We start from the raw sequence: 18,338 nt of genomic DNA, 5'->3' as shown, positions 1-18,338 counted from the left end.
TTATCTGTCGGCATGGCGACGTTTCGGCGCGTCACCGCGACCCGATGTGGGTGACGACGTGGACATTGTGCACGGTCACGACCCCGCGTGACCTCGCGGGTCGGCTTCCGTGGCGGTGGTCGTTCAGCCGGCCGGCAGGGTGGCGACGGCCTTCGCCCGGATCTGCTCGATCCGTGACCGCAGTGCCGCCGGGTCCTGGTCCAGCGGCGCCGACACGCCGACGCCGACGGCGACCGATCCGGAGGTGTACCAGAACGCGGTGACCCGTCCGGCCGGGCTGCTGCCGGAGTAGACCAGGTCGGTGGCCGCGGGCCCGAGCGGGGCGCTGTCGAACCCGCCGGTGACCAGGTTCTGCCGCAGCCCCTGCACGAGCTGCCCGGCTTGCGCGGCCGAACCGGTGGGTACCGCGATCAGCAACGTGCCGTTGGTGGCCTCGGCGTAGGAGTGGTAGACCAGCTCGTCGGCGCCGGCCGCGCGCATCAGGTCCGCGTCGGCCTGTGACACGGCCTTGAGCTGCACGGCCTTGTCCAGCGCCATCGTCGAGTTGTCCTTGCTCGGAGTGCCGGCCAGTTTCGGCAGCTTGTCCTCGAGCGAGGCAGGCTGACTCGGCGACGACGACACCGGCGGCGGCGAGACCCGGTCGGCGCTGTCCGAAGTGTCGGACTTGCTGCCGAAGTACCAGATGCCACCCACGGCCAGCGCGAGCACGAGCAACACCCCGAGCGACAGGAACAACCAGGTCGGCCGCGAGCGCCGCCGTTCGGGCTCCTCCTCCCACAACCGTCGCGGCTCCGGCTGCCCGACCACGCTGAACGTGTCCGTGGTGGCGAGATCCGCCGGACTGGGCGCGGTGGTGGAGGCCCCACCCCCCAGCCCCTGACTCGAATCCCACCGAGCCCCCCGCCCGAACGGAGCCCGAGCCGCCCCCTCCGGCGAGCCACCCCCGTTCTCACCCCACGCGACGGGCGGCCGGCTCGGCTGGTCCGGCTGGTGGCCGGTTTGGCTCGGCTGGCCTGGCCATTGGCCGGTTTGGCCCGGCTGCTGGACGGGTTGCTGCTGGTTCGGCTGGTGCTGGCCTGGCTGGTACTGGCCCGGCTGATACTGCTGTGGTTGCGGCTGGTACTGCTCGTTCGGTTGGGGCGGTTGCCCCGGCTGGTACTGCTGAAACGGTTGCGCCGACTGGCCCGGCGAACCGGGCTGCCCCTGCTGCGGCATCGCGGGATTCGCACTGGACCAGCCGCTCCCCCCGGGAGCGGAACCGGCCGCGTGCCACTGCACCGGCGCCGTGCCCGCCCAGGTACCGGGCCATCCGGAAGCCGGTTGGCTCCCCGGAGTGCCGAACCCCGAAGTCCCGAACGGCGGAGGAGTCCCGACAGGATCGCCGGACGCCGGAGCCGCAGGCGTCGGCGCGGGCCCCGCAGGCCCGCTGTCCGCAGGCCCGCTGTCCGCAGGCCCGCTGTCCGCAGGCCCGCTGTCCGCGGGACCGCCGGCCGCCGGCCCGCCGAAGGCCGGACCATCGGCACGACCGGCCGCCGGCTCACCTGGGGTGTCCAGCGCGGAGCCGCCAGAACTGTCAGCCGCGGCACTGCCGGGTGCACCGTTCGTCGGGACGGCTGGGGCGCCTTGCGCGGAGCCGCCAGAACTGTCAGCCGCGGCACTGCCGGGTGCACCGTTCGTCGGCTCACCTGGGGTGGCCAGCGCGGAGCCGCTCGAATTGTCGGCCGCGGCACTGTCCATGGACGGCGCCCCCGCGTCGCTCGTACCCGCGTTGTGCGCACCTGCGTCGCTCGCGCCCGGTACATCGCTGGTCGCAGTACTCACCGAGCCCGCGTCCTTGTCCGCACCCGCCGGCCCGGCAGCCGGAACGCCCGCCGCCGTCGTCGCCGCACTGCCCCCCGCCTCGGCCGACGCCGCAGCCCCACCACTCACGGGAGCCGAGTCCGTCGCCCCTTCGGCGTTCGCCGGACCGGCCGCCGCACCATCGGCCGGGACAGCGCTCTCCGAACCAGTCGTCGCGCCTCCGGCCGAGCCGGTCTCCGTGCCTTCGGCCACGCCCACTGACATCGTGTCAGCCGACGCGCCTGCCGCCGAGCCGGTGGTCATGCCCTCGGCCGACCCAGACGTCGTGCCGCCGACCGACCCAGACGTCGTGCCCGTGGTCGAGTCAGTCGTAGCGCCTTTGGCCGTACCAGCCGTACCGGCCGTCGTGTCTTCGCCCGTGCCCGCTGCCGTCGACCCGGCTGCCGTGCCTCCGGCCCCGTCAGGCCCCGCCGAACCAGTCGCCGGGTCCTCTGCCACCGCGCCGGTCGGCGTGCCCTCGGTCAAGTCCGCTCCTGTCGTACCGGTTGAACCCTGCGCTGCCGCCGGTGCCGTGCTTCCGGACGAAGGTGTACCTGCGGTCGTGCCGGCGTCCGGGGTCCGCGCCGCGTCGGGAGTCGCTGCACCCGGCGCCCACGCCGCGTCCGGGGTCGCCGCGCCCGGCGCCCACGGGGACCCCGCGGCGGGCGTCGTCTCGGGCGCCCGCCGCGTGCCGGCCACTGAGGCCGGGCCGGTCGGTCCACCGGTCTGGCGCTGCGGGGATGCCATCGGCGAGGGCGCGCCGCCTCCGGAGGCCTCCGCGAGCAGGTCGTCGCGTTTGCGCCGGTGTTCGGCGTGTCCGATACGGCCCGCGGCCAGCTCCGTGTCCAGTCGCCGGAGCTCTTCCTGCCAGCTCATCACACAGCTCCCTGTCACCGGTTCGGGCGATAGTGTTCCACGCGCCCGGTCCTGGGGAGGTTCCGGTTCGCCGTGTGCCGGCGCGATCATTCCGCGCCACGCGTGCGACGTCCAGGGTGCCGGGCGATCCGTAGGATCGAGGTATGTCCTCCGCACGCGGTGCGCTCGCCGCCCTGGCTGTGGATCGGCTGGCCGGCTTCGACGTACCCTCGCGCGACCTCGTGGCCGCAGGGATGCGCGCGGTGGTCGAGGGTCTGGACTCGCCCACGCTGCCCGAGCTGGCCGGCAGCGAAGACCGCGATGCCGCCGGCTTGTTCACCCGGGTGGTCGACGAGCTGGGCATCGAACTGCCGGTGGACGCGGATGCCGCGCGCTGGCAGCTGCTCGGCGAATGCCTCGGCGCGATGGTGCGTGGCGACGTCCCGCTGGCCGAGGCGGCCGCGCTGTTCGAAGAACTGGACGCCCGGCTGGGCAGGCCGGGCGTGCTGGCAGAGCTGCGCCGATGGCTCGCGATGCTCGCCACCTGGATCCCCACTGACGTCACCCCGGTCAGCTTCTGCGAGGAGCAGGTCCGCCAGCTCGCGCGCCAGCTGCTCGCCGGGCCGTGGCCGCCTGTCACCCGTTGAGCGGCAAAAACTGTCGTACATACGTTCTAAGATTGGCCGTGTCCTGGGAGAACCCTCCAGCGGAAGGCGGCCCGCCCATGTCCTCACCTGCACCGGCGTACGTCACCCTGCCCACTTTCGTCGGCTACAGCGCCAGTACCGGCCCGTCGCGTTCGTCGTTCGTCCGGCGGCAGCGCCGGCTTTACGAGGATCCGGCGCGCGCGGCGTTCAACTACTACCGCCGTGCGGCCAACGCGGTGCGTGCCGGGCGGGCCGCTCACCAGGACGAGGCCGCGATGCGCGCGCTGGTCGACCACGCCGACGAGCGCACCCGGCCGCACTACACCGAGGTCGCCGAGGGCTGGCTGCGTTATCTCGGCCGGCGGGATCCGGAGCTGCTGGAGGTCGGCCGCGCGCGGTACTCGCTGGGCGATCTGGAGGTGGGCATCAGCCCGCAGCTCGGGTTGCGCAAGTCCAGTGGCCGCCGGTTCGCCACCTGGCTGTACTTCAAGGAGGAGCCGTTGCGCCGGGACGCGGCGCGGCTCGCGTTGTGGCTGCTCACCGAGGGAATGCCGGAGCTGCTGCCGGACGGTGAGGCGCTGGTGGTCGACGTGCGCCGCGCCAAGGAGTTCACGCTGTCGGCCCGGGACCGGCAGCGGCTGCGGCCGTGGGCGTTCAGCGAGGCGTCGGCGTTCGTCACCCTCTGGCACGCGGCGTGAAGGGGTGGAGCAGCGATTCCACTCGGTCGGGTGACGGAGCTACTGCGCGGCGCCGGTGGACTGGACAATCCCGCCCCCAAACACGAAGCTTTGCGCAGTTTCGAGCCCGACCGATGACTTCGAGGTCGACAAGTGAACGCTGCCGCAGCCTGGGAACCGCTCTCCCGAGTGGTCGACGAACCCGCCTGGTACTGGGTCTACGACAAGCTCGGTTTCTGGCCGAGCACCTTCGCGCACGACTGGCCGGGGTTCCGCGAACCGGCTCCGTCGGCCACGTGGGACCTTTCCACCGGGGAGTACCACCGGGATTCCCCGGAGTTCCGGCTCGGGCCGTACGCGGTCGAGGAGCACGACGTCGCGCGGGTCGTGCTCGCGGCGCTGAAGGAGATCGTCGCGGAGGACGAATGGCTGTGGGTGCTGCACTGGCAGCACCAGTCGTTCAAGTTCTGGCCGCACCGCATGGCCGGCGACGGCGAGTGGCCGGTGCCGGTGTTCCCGCGAGGGGACTACCACCTGTTCCTCGCCGCAGACTTCCGTTACGGCACCCTCGGCCACCCGTGGGAGCGCACGCTCTGCGTGTTCGGCGACGAATTCCTGCCCGCCGTGGAGAAGCACGGCGACGGGGTGCTCGGCGCGGTGCTGCGTCGCGACGGCCGGCCCTCGGCGCTGACCCGCTGATCACGGCGCTGCTACCGTCTCCAGCGTGTTCGAATACCACGGCTGGGTGACCATCGCCGCCACCGCGAGCGGTGACGACGACGCGGCGCTGCTGGAGCGCCTCGTCGAACGCGTGCACCGCACCCTGCGCGACGCGGGCACACTCGATCTCGTCGACCTGCGCTGGAGTTCGGGCCTGCCGATGCTGCACCTGGGTGGTCTGGACAAGCACGGTGGCGCGATTTCGCCCGAGCTGCTGGAGACGTTCGCCAGGGTCGGCGAGCTGGCCCCGGGTTCCTACGGCCTGCTGCACGTGTGGGACGACCAGGATCCCGAGCACGACAACGACTTCCGGGTGTTCCGGATGGCGCGTGGGCAGGTCAGCGAGCACGTCGATCCGCATCTCACGCCGGTCGCGCCGACCGTGCTGGATTCCTACGAGCTGTGAGGCGTGGCCGCTGCCCGCCGGAGCTTTCCGGCGGGCAGCGTGCGCGTCAGTGCCGTGGGGTCTGCGGCCGGTGGCCGGGTTCCTGGCGGGGCGGTTTCTGGTCGGTGCCGGGGAAGGTCGGCGCGGGCAGGTGCTCGGCCTCGTAGCGGGAAAGCGTCAGTGGGCCGGAGGTGTCCGGCAGCGTCGGCGGCTTCGCGGTGCGGTCGCGGAACCGGAACGCGGAGGTGAGGTCGCCGAACGTCCGGCGCCGCCAGTCGGAGATGTTCGGCTCGCGCACTCCGGTGACCTGTTCCAGGAACTGCAGCGTCGACGTGTGGTCGAAGTTCTCACTGCACACCCAGCCACCGGCGGTCCACGGCGAGATGATGATGCAGGGCACGCGGTAGCCGCCGCCGACGGACAGGCCGTTGCCCGCGGTTCCGCCGGGTGAGGTCTTGGTGACGAACTCGTGCGGGGTGCCCGGCTTCGGCGTGGGCGGGATGACGTGGTCGAACAGGCCGTCGTTCTCGTCGTAGTTGAGGATGAACGCCGTTTTCGCCCACACGTCCGGGTTGGACGCGATGGCGTCGATCTTGGACGCGATGAACGCGGCGCCCTCGGCGGGCGTGTAGTCCGGGTGCTCCGAGGCCGTCGAGGTGCAGATGATCCAGGAGACGGTGGGCAGTTTGTCGTTGCGCGCGTCGTATTCGAACTGGCCTTCCGGGCCGTGCGTGAGGCCCTTCTCCTTGAGCGGGGAGCCGTCGGGCGCGTTCTGGAAGTTCGCGAAGTTCTCCAGCATGTTGCAGCCGTAGGTGTCGTCCTGCTCGTACACCTTCCAGCTCACGCCAGCGGCCTCGAGGCGTTCGGCGTAGGTGGTCCAGGTGTAGCCGCCTGCCGGGGCCTTGTTGTCGAGGATCGGCCCGCCGTGCTCGCCGTCCGGGTCGACGGTGCCGGTCATCCACATCATCCGGTTGGGCCAGGTCGGGCCGAGCACCGAGCAGTGGTAGGCGTCGCAGATGGTGAACGATTCCGCGAGCGCGAACTGGAACGGCAGGTCGGCCCTGGTGTGGTAGCCCATGACGAACGGCCCGTTCTTGCCGTCGGCCTCGCGGTGCGCGGGCAGCCAGTTGTCCATCTTGCCGCCGTTGAGGGCGTCGTGCTGGACCTGCCAGGCGTGCGAGGTGGAGGGGATCTTCTGCGCGTTCGTGGCATGCGTGTCGAGGTGGAACGGTAGCGCGTAGCCCGCCGCGTTCTGCGCGTCGGGCTGGTAGAAGACGGAGCGCCCGTTCGGCAGCTTGGCCGCGTGGGGGTCGCCGAACCCGCGGACCCCCGAGAGCGTGCCGAAGTAGTGGTCGAACGACCGGTTTTCCTGCATCAGCAACACGACGTGCTCGACGTCCCGGAGCGAGCCACCCTTGGGCGCCCCCTGCGCGAGCGCCGCCTGCACACTGGGCGGCAACAACGTGGCGGCGGCGGCCGCCCCGGCCCCAGCCGCGGACCCGAGCAACCGCCGACGAGTCAGTTCAGTCATGGCAGCCACCCTGATCCGCGGTGGTCACTCACAAAGGTGACAACCGCGAACAGCATCGGAACACCACGTGAAAAACCCCCGCCAACCCGCCCAAAACCCCCACACCGAGACCCCACGCGCACGCCCCGATGCCACGCCGGCTCTGGGGTGCCGGGGGTGTTGGGTTTGCTGGTGTCCGGGCGGTGCCGGGTTTGGTGGTGCCCGAGTGGCTCCGGTTCTGGTGGTGTTCGGGGTGGCGCCGCTTCGGGTGGTGCCCGGGTGGCGGGTGGTGGTGGTGCTCGGGTGGCGTTGGTTCTGGTGGTGCCTGAGCCGCACCGGTTCCGGTGATGTCCGGGTCGCCGTCGGCTCGAGTGGCTCCCAGGTCGCGCGTTGCTCCGATCTGGCTTCGGGACGCGCCGTGTCCGGTTGCTCGGGCCGGTGCCCGGGTCATGTTGGGTTCGGTGGTGCCGTGCCCGGTTACCCGGGTCGCGTTGGGTCCGGTGGTGCCATGTCCGGTTGCTCGGGCCGTGCCGGGGTCGGGTTGGGTTCGGTGGTGCCGTGCCGGGGTCACGGTGATGCCGGTGGTGCCGTGCCCGGTTACCCGGGTCGCGTTGCTCCGACTGCCTCCGGGAAGCGCCGTGCCCGGTTGCCCGGGTCACGCTGGCTCCGGCGGTGCCATGCTCGGGGTACGTTGGCTTCGGCGGTGCCGTGTCCGTTTGCTCCGCTGGTCTCCGGGGCACGCTGGCTCCGGCGGTGTCGTGCCCCGGTCGCTGCAGTGGTGCCCGGGCCACGTTGGCTCCAGTGGAGCGCTACCCGAGACCCCCGCTCACCGGCCCCGTACCCGAGCCGCCGACCTCCTGGTCACCAGGCTGATCCCACTAGCCGAAGCAAGCTCGGCCACCCGGCAGATGGCCACCAGGTCAATCCGGTCACCGATCCTCGGCCGATCACCCGGCCCAGCCACCCGCCGCCGATCACGCCACCGCATCAGTCACCGGCGCCACCACATCAGTCACCGACTTTTACTCACCACGTACGATCCGGCCACCGATGGCACCGCAGGGGCTCCGGGGGCTCGGCCCCCGGGCAGTATGGCGAAGGACCCGCCCGCCCACGCTCTCCGTGGGCACACGGGTACCAGGTCCTGAGCGGATGACGGGATTCGAACCCGCGACCCTCACCTTGGCAAGGTGATGCGCTACCAGCTGCGCTACATCCGCGTTAACCGAGTGGTACTCGGTGTGCACACACTATATACCCAGCTCCGGCCGGCACTTTCGGGGGCCCCGGGTGCCCGATCGGCCTGCGGGACGCGGTGCTTCGGTGTCACATCGGGCGTACAAGGGGTGACGACTGGCTTTTCGCTCCGTATGGTGTCCCCATTCGACCGAATGGTGAGTCCTTCGGGGGAGGAGGTGCCTTGCCGGATGACCGAGCTGGGCACGGCGCCGCCACCAGCGGCCTCGGAATCCGATGAGCAGGCACTGCTGAAACGGCTCCGCGAGGGTGAGGACGCCGCGTTCGGGGAGCTGTTCGAACTGCACGCCGGCGCGGTGCGCAGACTGTCGCAGAACCTGGCCTCGGACCGGTCCGAGGCGGAGGACATCACCGCGGAGACGTTCTTCCGCGTGCTGCAGGCGTTGCGCCGCGGCGCGGGGCCGCGGAACTACATCCGCGCCTATCTGCTCACGGTCGCCCGCCGGGTGTCGTGGGAGTGGCACGGTGCGCGGCGCGACGTGCCGGTCACCGACGACGAGCTCACGTTCCGTGCGGGCGCGGGTGCGGACACGCACGCTCACGCGGCCGAGCGCACGTTGATCACCACGGCGTTCACCAGCCTGCCCGAGCGGTGGCGCACGGTGCTGTGGCAGACCGAGGTCGAGGGCGAGCAGCCGGCGATGGTCGCGCCCAACTTCGGGCTTTCCGCGAACGCCACTGCCGCGTTGGCACGCCGGGCGCGGCAGGGGCTGCGGGCGGCGTATCTGCAGGCACACCTGTCGGTGAACCGCGGTCCGGAGAACTGCCGTGCCGTGGTGGAGAAGCTGGGCGGGTTCACCGCGGGCAGTGTCACCGGTGCCGAGGCCGAGCGGATCAAGGCGCACCTGCTCGGATGCACGTCGTGCCGGGCGACGCAGGACGAGCTGCGTGACGTCTGTTCGTCGCTGCGGGCGCACGCCGAGGTGCTGGTCGTCGCGATGCCCGCGCTGATCGGCGTCAGCAAGGCCGGCGGTGGGGTCGCGGCGGCGATGAAGAGTCTGTTGTTCGGTTCGAAGGTGAAGGTCGGGCTGGCGTTGGCGTCGACAGCCGCGGCCGGTGCGGTCAGCTTCACCACCGGGCCGCTGATCTTCGGTTCGCATCCGGTGCAGAACGTCGGCCTCGACGGCGGGGCACCCGAGCTGGCGTTGCAACCGCCCCAGCCGTCGCAGCCGCCGCCGCAGGTCCAGCAGGGCCCGCGGATCGTGACCGGGATGCTGCACGGCGCGGCCCGCAAGGCGGACCCGAAGCCCGAGACCGGCGATGCGCACCTGGGTGCGGCGGACGTGCCGAAGCTGCCGGACGGATCGGGCCCGGCTCCCGCGGGGCGGTCCTCGTCGTCCGACGGTTCGCCGCGTGACGATCTGCCCAGCGGTTCGACCGAGGTGTCGACGGAGGTGTCGACCGACATTTCGACCATGTCGAGCCAGGACACGTCGACCGAATCGCGGTCGGACACGGATCCGTCCGGTTCGGGCAGCCCGGACTGCGATCCGCCGACAGACTCGACGGATCCGACGGATTCGACTTATCACAGCACTGAGGTGCCGCCGGACTACGTGCCGTCGTCGTCGGAGTACGTGCCCTCGCCCGAGTCGTACCTGCCGCCTTCGGTCACCACCACGCCGACCGGTTCGCCGGCGAGGTCCGCCAGTGCAGAGTCCGCCGGTGCGGAGTCCGCCGGTGCGGAGTCCGCGGCGAAGGACCGGGCCGAGGAAGACGTCACCGATTCGGCCGATTCCTCGTCGAGCTCGACGCCCTGAACAGCCAAAACGGACGAAGCGGTGAACACGGTGCGTGAGCACCTCGCGCTGCACCGTGCGGGCACGGTAACGTTGACCGAGCTTCAGCGTCGCCCGGGAGGCAACAGATGAACCGGCTGGTGCGCGGCGAAGACGGCCGCGACTGGGTGGTCCGTGCCCAGATGGAGTGGCGCGCACCCGCCACCGCGGACGATTTCGAACACGACGTCGCCGGCAGCTACGGCCCGGGTATCGCGATGATCGTCGTCACGGTCGTGCTCGCGGTGGCGCTGGTGGTGTGGACCCCGGAGGAGGTACGGGTTCCGGCGTGGGTGTTCCTCGCGATCGTGCTGGTGTTGCTGTTCTTCCCGTTGCGCTGGATCCTGCGCCGGCCGTGGACGGTGGTCGCGGAGACCGAGGGCGACGTGGGCGGCGACCGGCCCTCCGAGCGCTGGGTCGGCACGATCCGCGGCATGTTCACGGTGTCCGGTGAGGTCAAGCGGATTTCGAAGACGATCCAGAAGCATTCGCTGCCGGATTTCGACGGTCCACTGCACCCGGTCGAGTAAGGCCTGGCCGGAACGCCGCGGGCGAGCGAGACTGGGGTCATGCCCGAGTTGCCCGAGGTCGAAGCCCTCGCCCACCACCTGCGCGAACACGCCGTGGGCAGCACCGTCTTCCGGCTCGACGTCGCCTCACTGAGCGTGCTCAAGACCGCCGATCCGCCCTACTCCGCGTTGCACGGCCGCGAGATCACCGGCGCCACCCGCCATGGCAAGCATCTGGACGTGGTCCTCGGCGACCTGCATCTGGTGGTCCACCTGGCGCGCGCGGGCTGGCTGCGCTGGTCGGACGCGTTGTCCCCGGCGCCGTTGAAGCCGGGCAAGGGACCGATCTCGCTGCGGGTGCACCTGGAATCGGCGTCCGGTCCGGGTTTCGACCTGACCGAGGCGGGCACGAAGAAGGGCCTGGCGGTGTGGATCGTGCGCGATCCGGCGGAGGTGGCGAGCGTGGCGCGGCTGGGCCCGGACGCGCTGGCCGTGGACGCGTCGCAGCTGCGTGAGCTGTTCGCCGGCAAAGGCACCCGGCTGAAGTGGGCGCTCACCGACCAGAGCCTGCTCGCGGGCATCGGCAACGCGTATTCGGACGAGATCATGCACCGCGCGAAGCTCTCCCCGTACGCGACAGTGGGCAAACTCGCCGAGTCCGCGCTGGAGGTGCTGGCCGAAGCCATCCACGAGATCGAATCGGACGCCGTCGAACGCTCCGTGGGCCAGAACGCGGCCCGCCTCAAAGGCGAGAAACGCTCCGGCCTCCGCGTCCACGCCCGAACCGGCCTCCCCTGCCCGATCTGCGGCGACACGATCCGCGAGATCTCCTTCGCGGACAAGTCGTTCCAGTACTGCCCGACCTGCCAAACCGGCGGCAAACCACTGGCGGACCGAAGGATGTCCCGCCTGCTGAAGTAACCACTCCCGCGAGCCCGTGACGGTGCGACCTCGTGAGTGCCGAGACCGGTTCTAACCGGCGTGCGCACTCACGAGGCCGGTATGACGTGCTCGACGTTTCGTGCACGGCACTAGCCGACAAGGCCAGCCACCCTCGTCGGTTGGTGCCGGCCGACGGTGCGGACGGAGATGGTGATGCCCTGCGCAGTCAGCTCGGTCGCGATCCGGCGGGCGGAGCACTTTCGTTCCCGGCGTAGCTGCTCGATCCGGGCCACCACTTCGGCGTCCAGCCAGTGACCCGTGTCGCTTGCCCCGCGAGCGACCCGTGTCGGTTGCCCCCGCCAGTCACCAACCTCCCCGCTCCACTTCTCTCGCCGCACCGCGTTCCCCGCCGCACCGCGTTCCCCGTCCGCCGCACCGTGTCCCCGTCGCCGGGCCGTTCCCGACACGAGCTGAGGCAAGACGATGACCCCAACGCCCGCACCAGGACCCCAACGTCCGCACCAGCCAAGCCATGAAGGTCCCCTTCACCCCTTACGCACCGTCGTCGCGAAAGGGACCGCCGGGCCACGGGATCGTCACTCCGCGCCAGGTCGGTAAGCCATTCAGGGCAACCTCATCTCACTTACCGGCAGTGACGGTAGGCTTTGCCTACCCTCGGTCGTCACACCTGACAGAAAGTGGGAAGCAACCCTTGCACCCGGTGGGTCGAGCGCAGAGCATGGACGTCGTGTCCGCCTTTCCCTACGCGCAGGTCGTTCCCTGGGTACTGGTCGGCGTCCTGCTGCTCGTGGTGTTCGTGCTCGCCTTCAAGGCGCGCCGGCCCAAGGGGGTCATCCAGGACGCCGTGCTGCAGGCTGTGCACCGGATGTCCAAGGCGACGCCGAACCTGCGGGCCGGGCTCGAGGAGGACGCGGCCAACCGGATGACCGCCGAGCTGCTCGAGGTGCTCGACTGCCTCGCCGTCGGGATCACCGACGACGAGGGCACGCTGCTTTCCTGGGCTGGCGAGGCGACCGACCACTACCTCGACCTCGTGGAGGACATCGGCACCGCGCTGCGCAAGCACCGCCGCGCCGTCGCGAACCACAACCAGATGCCGTGCAACCACCGCGGCACCTGCAAGATGAAGACCGCCGCGATCGTGCCGATCCTCGTCGAGGGCGAGGCGCAGGCGACGCTCATCGTCGTCGGGCGCACCCGCGGCAAGCTCGTGCAGATGGCCGAGGCGGTCGGTCAGTTCGTGTGCACGCAGTTCGAGCTGGCGCAGCTCGAGGAGTCGCGCAACCAGTTGCAGCAGGCGGAGATCAAGGCGTTGCGCGCGCAGATCTCACCGCACTTCGTCTACAACGCGCTGAACACGATCTCCGCGCTCATCCGCACCGATCCGGAAGAGGCCCGCGAGCTGCTGCAGGACTTCGCGGACTTCACGCGCTGCTCGTTCCGCAGCTCCGGCATGTACACCACGCTCGCCGAGGAGCTACGCAACATCGACCGCTACCTCACGATCGAGAACGCCCGGTTCGGCGGCCGGCTCGAGGTGCGGATGAAGATCGCGCCCGAGGTGCTGAGTGTCGTGGTGCCGTTCCTGATCATCCAGCCGCTGGTGGAGAACGCGGTCAAACACGGCCTGGCCAGCAAACCCAGCGGCGGCTGCGTCACGGTGATCGCGCAGGACTACAGCCACGAGGCGCTGATCAGCGTCGAGGACGACGGCATCGGGATGGATCCGCGCCAGCTCACCGATTTGAAGAACGCGCACCGGACCGGTGCGCACGTCGGGCTCGGCAACATCAACCAGCGCATGCGCCAGGTGTTCGGGGAGGACTACGCGCTCACCGTGGACACCGCGCCCGGTGCCGGGATGAAGGTCACCTTGCGGGTGCCGAAGTTCAAGCTCGGCGTGCGGCCGAACATGCCGGACTACTCCGCGGACGTGCCCGCGCAGCAGGCGCCGGCCGCCGAGGAGCCGGACGCGGTGCACGGGTCGCGTTCGGGCATGCTGCCCGCGCACTGAAGTGGCTAGCCTGGAGGAATGAGCGTTACCGACAAGCTGAGTTCCCGGCTGCCCGTGCTCGGGGACCGGATCGAACGCAAGGACGTGGTCGCCGTCGTGAAGCTGCACGGCGTGATCACCCCGACGCCTTCGCCGCTGGCCCGTGGTTCGATCAACCTGGCCGCGGTCGAGTCGGCACTCACCCGGGCGTTCGGCCACGACCGGCTCAAGGCGGTCGCGTTGCAGATCAACTCGCCGGGTGGCGCGCCGACGCAGTCCGGGCTGGTCGCCGAGCGCATCCGCCAGCTGGCCGACGAGAAGAACGTGCCGGTGCTCGCGTTCGCCGAGGACGTCGCGGCTTCCGGCGGGTACTGGCTGGCGTGCGCGGCCGACGAGATCTACGCGCACAGCACGTCGATGGTCGGCTCGATCGGGGTGATCAGCGGCGGATTCGGGTTCACCGGCCTGCTCGAGCGGTTCGGCATCGAGCGCCGGCTGCACACGGCCGGGACGAACAAGTCCCGGCTCGACCCGTTCACCCCGGAGAAGCCGGAGGACGTCGAGTGGCTGAAGCGCATGCACAGTCAGCTGCACGACCTGTTCGTCAGCTGGGTCACCGAACGCCGCGGCGACCGGCTCAGCACGTCCGAGGACCTGTTCACCGGCGACGTCTGGCTCGGCCGGAAGGCACTCGAACTGGGACTGGTCGACGGTGTCGGCTCGCTCCGGCAGATCGTCGAGGACCGGTACCCGGGCGCGGAGATCACGGTCGCGGAGCCGAAGAAGCCGTTGCTCGCCCGGCTCGGCCTCGGTGCCCCGGCGGCGGCCAGCGCGTTGCTCGACGCGGTGAGCACCAAGGCGGCCTGGTCCCGGTACGGGCTGTAAGGCCGGCGGGCAAACGGGGGAACTCCCGGTGTCCGAAGGGTCTGTGCGGGTGGCGGGGGGTGGACATCGCACCCGGCAGTCGGCAGGATGCAGTTCACTGTGAGTGCTCACGAAGACACCCGCAAGCTCATCGTCCTGGCTGTGGACGACGAGCTGAAAGGGCTGGACGAACTGACCTACGGCCTGCGGAACAACCCGCACGTGCACCGGGTGTTCAGCGCATCCGACGCGTCCGACGCGCTGCGGTTGTTCTCGCACGACGACCCGGAGCTGGCGGCCCGGCGGGCAGGCGGCCTGCCGACGGTCGACGCGGTCTTCGCCGACATCGACATGCCCGGCCTGTCCGGAATGGAGATGTCGCGGGTGATCGCGGCGATGAATCCCTCGCCCGTGCTCGTCTTCGTCACCGGCCACGCCGAGGAGGCGGTGAACGCTTTCGACCTCGGCGCCGTCGACTACGTGCTCAAGCCGTTCCAGCAGGATCGGCTCGACCGGTCGGTGGCGCGGGTGCGGGAGAAGCTCAGCTCGGCCACCGGCCCGCCCACCGGGCAGGCCGCAGGCGAGCCGGTGAAGAACGACGACGAGGTCATCCCGGTCGAGCTGGCCGGCACCACGAAGCTGATCCCGCGTTCGTCGGTGCGCTGGGTGGAGGCGCAGGGTGACTACGCCCGGCTGTTCACCACCGAGGGCAGCCACCTGGTCCGGATCCCGCTGGCCCAGCTGGAGGAACGCTGGGAGAAGGCCGGGTTCGTGCGGATCCACCGGTCGTTCCTGGTCGCGTTGCCGCTGATCACCGAACTGCGGATGGGCCAGGGCGGCTATCAGGTCGTGATCGGCAACGAGGAGAAGGTGCTGCCGGTCAGCCGCAGGCACACCCGGGCGCTGAAGGACCGGCTGGTCGGCGCCGGACGGGGTGGCTGACCCCGTCGTGACCTCGTCCGAAGACCCCTACCACCGCCTCGCGAACGGCGTCCGCAAACCGGATCCGACGCTGGGATCGTGGTCGGACGACCAGGCGGTCGTGGAGCCGGTGCCCCCGGCCCCGGAGCCGCTGCGGGCCGGCGAACCCGCGCATGTGCGGCCGAAACGGGAGCGGGTGGTGCTCGCCGACTCCCGCCAGACGTCCGGCCGGATGCGCGGGCGGGTCGAGCTGGAGGAGCAGACCAGCTGGGGAAAGCTGCTGGTCCGCGACCTGGTGAAGGTGCAGCTGCGGACCTCGGTGCTGCTGTCCGTGCTGGTGGTGGCGGTGCTCGGCGTGCTGCCGGTGCTGTTCTACCTGTTGCCCGCGTTCGCCCGGTTCACCCTGATCGGCATCCCGGTCCCGTGGATCGTGCTCGGGCTGCTGCCGTTTCCGTTCCTCTTCGTGGTCGGCCTCTGGTACAACCGGCTGGCCGAACGACACGAACGGGATTTCGTGGACATGATCGAGAACTGACCGCACACACCGAAAAGGCCCCCGGTGGCGGGGCATCGCGCAACCGTGTGGTCATGCGAGGATTCCAGCCGTGGAGCTGAACCCGTGGGCGCTGACCGGCATCGTGCTGGTCGCAGTGGCGACCTACTACCTCGGGCACCGCTCGTCCCGTTCGGCCACCAGCACGCACGATTTCCTCGTCGCCCGGCGCACCGTGCGTTCGCGGCGCAACGCGGCCGCCATCTCGGGTGAGTACCTTTCCGCCGCCTCGTTCCTCGGCGTCGCGGGCATCGTGCTCAAGGACGGCGCCGACGCCACCTGGTACCCGATCGGGTTCACCGCCGGGTATCTCGCGCTGATGCTGTTCGTCGCCGCGCCGCTGCGCCGGTCCGGCGCCTACACGCTGCCGGACTTCGTGGAAGCGCGGCTCGGCTCGCTCGGCCTGCGTCGCTTCGCGACGGCGATGGCGGTGTTCATCGGCGTCCTCTACATGGTGCCCCAGCTGCAGGGCGCCGGGCTGACGCTCAGTGACGTGCTGCCCGGCGTACCCGCCTGGGCGGGTGCGGCGGTGGTGACGCTGCTCGTCGCCGCGAACGTGATGTTCGGCGGAATGCGTGCGATCACCGTCGTGCAGGCGTTCCAGTACTGGCTCAAGCTGTTCGCGATCGCCGTGCCCACTTTCGTGCTGTGCATCGTGTTCTTCGCCGGCGGAGGTCCGGGCGGAGTGCGTTCGCTGGGCACGCCGGCACCGCCGGTCTTCCCGAACGACACAGCGGTGTCGGTCAAGACGGACGTGACGGTGAAGGTCACCACCGAGACCTATTTCTACGCCTACGGCGAAATCGACGGCGGCCCGGCGCGGGGCGCGGCGCACTGGTCGCCTGCCGTACCGCACAAGGTCTCCGAGGGCACCACGCTGAACTTCGCGGCGGGCACCCCGGTACCGGTGGTCAGCGACGTTCCGGCGACGACCGACGTCCCGGCGACGAACGACGACTGGCTGCATCCGGCGTCCGGCGAACTCACCGACCTGCTGCAGATCTATTCGCTGATGTTCGCGCTGTTCCTCGGCACCATGGGCCTGCCGCACGTGCTCGTGCGCTTCTACACGAACCCGGACGGCAAGGCCGCGCGCCGCACCACCGTGCACGTGCTGCTGCTGCTCGGCCTGTTCTACCTGTTCCCGACGATGCTCGGCGCGCTCGCCCGGATGTACGTGCCGCAGCTGCTGGTCACCGGCAACACCGACGCGGCCGTGCTGATGTTGCCGCACGCCTTGCTGCCCGGGTGGCCGGGGCAGCTCCTCGGTGCGATCGTGGCGGCCGGTGCGTTCGCGGCGTTCCTGTCGAGTTCGTCGGGGCTGCTGGTGAGCGTGGCCGGCGTGGTGTCGACCGACCTGCTCCCCGGCCGGGTCCGCGATTTCCGGTTCGCCACGGCGATCGTCGCGGTCTGCCCGCTGGGGCTGACGTTGCTGCTGCGCACCGAGGACATCTCGATCTCGATCGGGATGACGTTCGCGCTCGCCGCCTCGACCTTCAGCCCGTTGCTGCTGCTGGGCATCTGGTGGCGCAAGCTCAGCTGGCCGGGCGCGCTGGCCGGGATGATCGTCGGTGGCGGCACCGTGCTGGCGGCGCTCGTGTTCAACATCGCCTGCGGGTACACCGGGGTGGTGCCACCGTGGTGGACGGTGCAGCCCGCGCTGATCACGGTGCCGGCCGCGTTCCTGGTGACCTACGTGGTGAGCCGGCTGACCCGCTCCGGACGACCGGACCTGGTGAACGACATCATGCTGCGGCTGCACGCCCCGGACCCGCTGGGCCTGACGCGGGACCGGGCGGTCGCGCGGTTCGGGCAGGTGGAGGACAAAGCGCGCGCCGGACGGGGACGGCACCGCAGGGGGTAGCCGTCCGTGGTCGTGGAGCGGGAGGGCTAGCGTTTCCTCACACGCGCACAACGTCACGACATGGGAGCATGGAACTGTGGTGAGCCCTTCTGAACTGCCGACCGCCGAGGTCCGCGACCTGCCCAAGGACGGCCTCGCCCTGCTCGACGTCCGCGAGGACGACGAATGGGCTGCCGGGCACGCCCCCGCGGCACTGCACATCCCCCTCGGCGAACTCCCGTCCCGAGTCGACGAGCTGGCTCAACTGCCCGAAGACCAGCCGGTCTACGTCATTTGCCGCAGCGGCGGACGCTCAGCTCGCGCAGCGGCCTGGCTGAACGCCAGCGGCTGGGACGCGGTCAACGTAGCCGGCGGCATGGGCTCCTGGGCCCGCGAAGGCCGTCCCATGGTGGCCGCAACTCCCGGCGCGACCCCCGAGGTCCGCTGACGGATGTCCTCGCCCCACCCCCCACCCGACCAGCCCGGCCCGCACTCCGGGCCGGCAGTGCCACCGGACGGTGCCGGTGGGGACGGTGGGGCTGTTCCGTCCGTCCCCGGCAGCCGTCCGGAGGCTGCCGGCACTCCGAAGGCCGCGGGGTCTGGTGACGGGGCGGGCATCTCGGCGGATTTGGACCCGGTGTCGTCGGCAGGGTCGGTGTCCTCGTCCTCGCCGCCGCCGCCGTCGTCGGGGTCCTCGCCGTCCTCGGTGTCCGGGAGATCGCATAGGTCGACGGGAGAGTCGGGCGGTGGCCCCTCTTCCGGTGGCCGGTTGAACGCTTCCGGCGGTGCTGGTTCCGGCGGCGGGCTCGGTGGTCAGTCGGATGGCCGCGCGGATTCCGTTGCCGATGATCAGCCGCGCGGCTCCGCGACCTCTGTTTCAGGTGACCCGGCCGGCCTTGTTCCCGGTGGCCAGTTGCACGGTTCTCCGCAGTTCGCTTCTGGTGGCCAGCCGGGTCCGTTGGGAAGTACTCCCGGTGGCCGGCCGGCCGGCTCCGCGAACTCCGATCCTGGGCAGCCGAGTCACTCGGTTGCCGCGCCGTTTTACGCTGCGCAGCCACCGTCCGCCCCGCCCGCAGGCCACCAC

15 protein-coding genes, 1 tRNA gene and 1 pseudogene are annotated in these 18,338 nt (G+C 70.7%); 13 read left to right on the top strand and 4 right to left on the bottom strand.

The annotated features are described in order from the left end of the window. Positions 1-123: 123 nt before the first annotated feature. On the bottom strand, positions 124-807 hold the full coding sequence (locus tag BJY18_RS22665) for a hypothetical protein (RefSeq protein WP_184781863.1): 684 nt from the start codon (positions 805-807) through the stop codon (positions 124-126). Positions 808-2,858: 2,051 nt separating this feature from the next. Here BJY18_RS22665 and BJY18_RS22660 point away from each other — a divergent pair. From BJY18_RS22660 to BJY18_RS22645, 4 genes are all read left to right on the top strand, one after another. Further along, positions 2,859-3,341, top strand: a complete 483-nt coding sequence (locus BJY18_RS22660) for a hypothetical protein (protein WP_184781862.1) — start codon at positions 2,859-2,861, stop codon at positions 3,339-3,341. A gap of 77 nt (positions 3,342-3,418) precedes the next feature. Next, positions 3,419-4,039: a hypothetical protein gene (locus tag BJY18_RS22655; RefSeq protein WP_184781861.1), complete on the top strand. Its 621-nt coding sequence runs from the start codon at positions 3,419-3,421 to the stop codon at positions 4,037-4,039. A gap of 132 nt (positions 4,040-4,171) precedes the next feature. After that, positions 4,172-4,717, top strand: coding sequence for a DUF2716 domain-containing protein (locus tag BJY18_RS22650; protein ID WP_184781860.1), 546 nt, complete (start codon positions 4,172-4,174; stop codon positions 4,715-4,717). 25 nt (positions 4,718-4,742) lie between these two features. Beyond that, on the top strand, positions 4,743-5,144 hold the full coding sequence (locus tag BJY18_RS22645) for an immunity 7 family protein (RefSeq protein WP_184781859.1): 402 nt from the start codon (positions 4,743-4,745) through the stop codon (positions 5,142-5,144). A gap of 46 nt (positions 5,145-5,190) precedes the next feature. Here BJY18_RS22645 and BJY18_RS22640 read toward each other — a convergent pair whose 3' ends face one another. Both BJY18_RS22640 and BJY18_RS22635 read right to left on the bottom strand, forming a co-directional pair. Beyond that, the gene (locus BJY18_RS22640) at positions 5,191-6,654 is read right to left on the bottom strand and encodes an alkaline phosphatase family protein (protein WP_184781858.1); all 1,464 of its coding nucleotides are present in this window, start codon (positions 6,652-6,654) and stop codon (positions 5,191-5,193) included. Positions 6,655-7,780: 1,126 nt separating this feature from the next. Beyond that, positions 7,781-7,853, bottom strand: a tRNA-Gly gene (locus BJY18_RS22635). Positions 7,854-8,060: 207 nt separating this feature from the next. On the opposite strand from BJY18_RS22635, the gene BJY18_RS22630 reads away from it, so the two are divergent. The 3 genes from BJY18_RS22630 (at position 8,061) to BJY18_RS22620 (ending at position 11,098) form a co-directional block, all read left to right on the top strand. Continuing rightward, positions 8,061-9,650, top strand: a complete 1,590-nt coding sequence (locus BJY18_RS22630) for a zf-HC2 domain-containing protein (protein ID WP_184781857.1) — start codon at positions 8,061-8,063, stop codon at positions 9,648-9,650. Between the two features lie 107 nt (positions 9,651-9,757). After that, positions 9,758-10,198 carry a DUF983 domain-containing protein gene (locus BJY18_RS22625; protein WP_184781856.1) on the top strand — a complete coding sequence of 147 codons (441 nt, stop codon included), beginning with the start codon at positions 9,758-9,760 and terminating at the stop codon, positions 10,196-10,198. 39 nt (positions 10,199-10,237) lie between these two features. Next, on the top strand, positions 10,238-11,098 hold the full coding sequence (locus BJY18_RS22620) for an Fpg/Nei family DNA glycosylase (protein ID WP_184781855.1): 861 nt from the start codon (positions 10,238-10,240) through the stop codon (positions 11,096-11,098). Positions 11,099-11,241: 143 nt separating this feature from the next. Here BJY18_RS22620 and BJY18_RS22615 read toward each other — a convergent pair. Further along, positions 11,242-11,361, bottom strand: a pseudogene (locus tag BJY18_RS22615) (IS481 family transposase); the annotation flags it as partial. Between the two features lie 437 nt (positions 11,362-11,798). Between BJY18_RS22615 and BJY18_RS22610 the strand changes: the two are divergent. The 6 genes from BJY18_RS22610 (at position 11,799) to BJY18_RS22585 (ending at position 17,702) form a co-directional block, all read left to right on the top strand. Beyond that, positions 11,799-13,094: a GAF domain-containing sensor histidine kinase gene (locus tag BJY18_RS22610; protein ID WP_184781854.1), complete on the top strand. Its 1,296-nt coding sequence runs from the start codon at positions 11,799-11,801 to the stop codon at positions 13,092-13,094. 18 nt (positions 13,095-13,112) lie between these two features. Further along, positions 13,113-13,958, top strand: coding sequence for a S49 family peptidase (locus BJY18_RS22605; RefSeq protein WP_184781853.1), 846 nt, complete (start codon positions 13,113-13,115; stop codon positions 13,956-13,958). An 87-nt stretch (positions 13,959-14,045) separates the two neighbouring features. Beyond that, positions 14,046-14,879, top strand: coding sequence for a LytR/AlgR family response regulator transcription factor (locus tag BJY18_RS22600; RefSeq protein WP_184781852.1), 834 nt, complete (start codon positions 14,046-14,048; stop codon positions 14,877-14,879). A 7-nt stretch (positions 14,880-14,886) separates the two neighbouring features. Next, positions 14,887-15,393 carry a hypothetical protein gene (locus BJY18_RS22595; RefSeq protein WP_184781851.1) on the top strand — a complete coding sequence of 169 codons (507 nt, stop codon included), beginning with the start codon at positions 14,887-14,889 and terminating at the stop codon, positions 15,391-15,393. Between the two features lie 70 nt (positions 15,394-15,463). Beyond that, positions 15,464-17,275, top strand: a complete 1,812-nt coding sequence (locus BJY18_RS22590; RefSeq protein WP_184781850.1) for a sodium/solute symporter — start codon at positions 15,464-15,466, stop codon at positions 17,273-17,275. Between the two features lie 76 nt (positions 17,276-17,351). Continuing rightward, entirely contained in the window at positions 17,352-17,702 is a 351-nt protein-coding gene (locus BJY18_RS22585) for a rhodanese-like domain-containing protein (RefSeq protein WP_312873927.1), read from the top strand. Positions 17,703-18,338 lie beyond the last annotated feature (636 nt).

Origin of the sequence: Amycolatopsis jiangsuensis (genome assembly GCF_014204865.1) — a bacterium.
Classification (GTDB): Bacteria; Actinomycetota; Actinomycetes; order Mycobacteriales; family Pseudonocardiaceae; genus Amycolatopsis; species Amycolatopsis jiangsuensis.
Note: the sequence above shows the minus strand (reverse complement) of the source record. Positions and strands in the feature narration are given on the sequence as shown.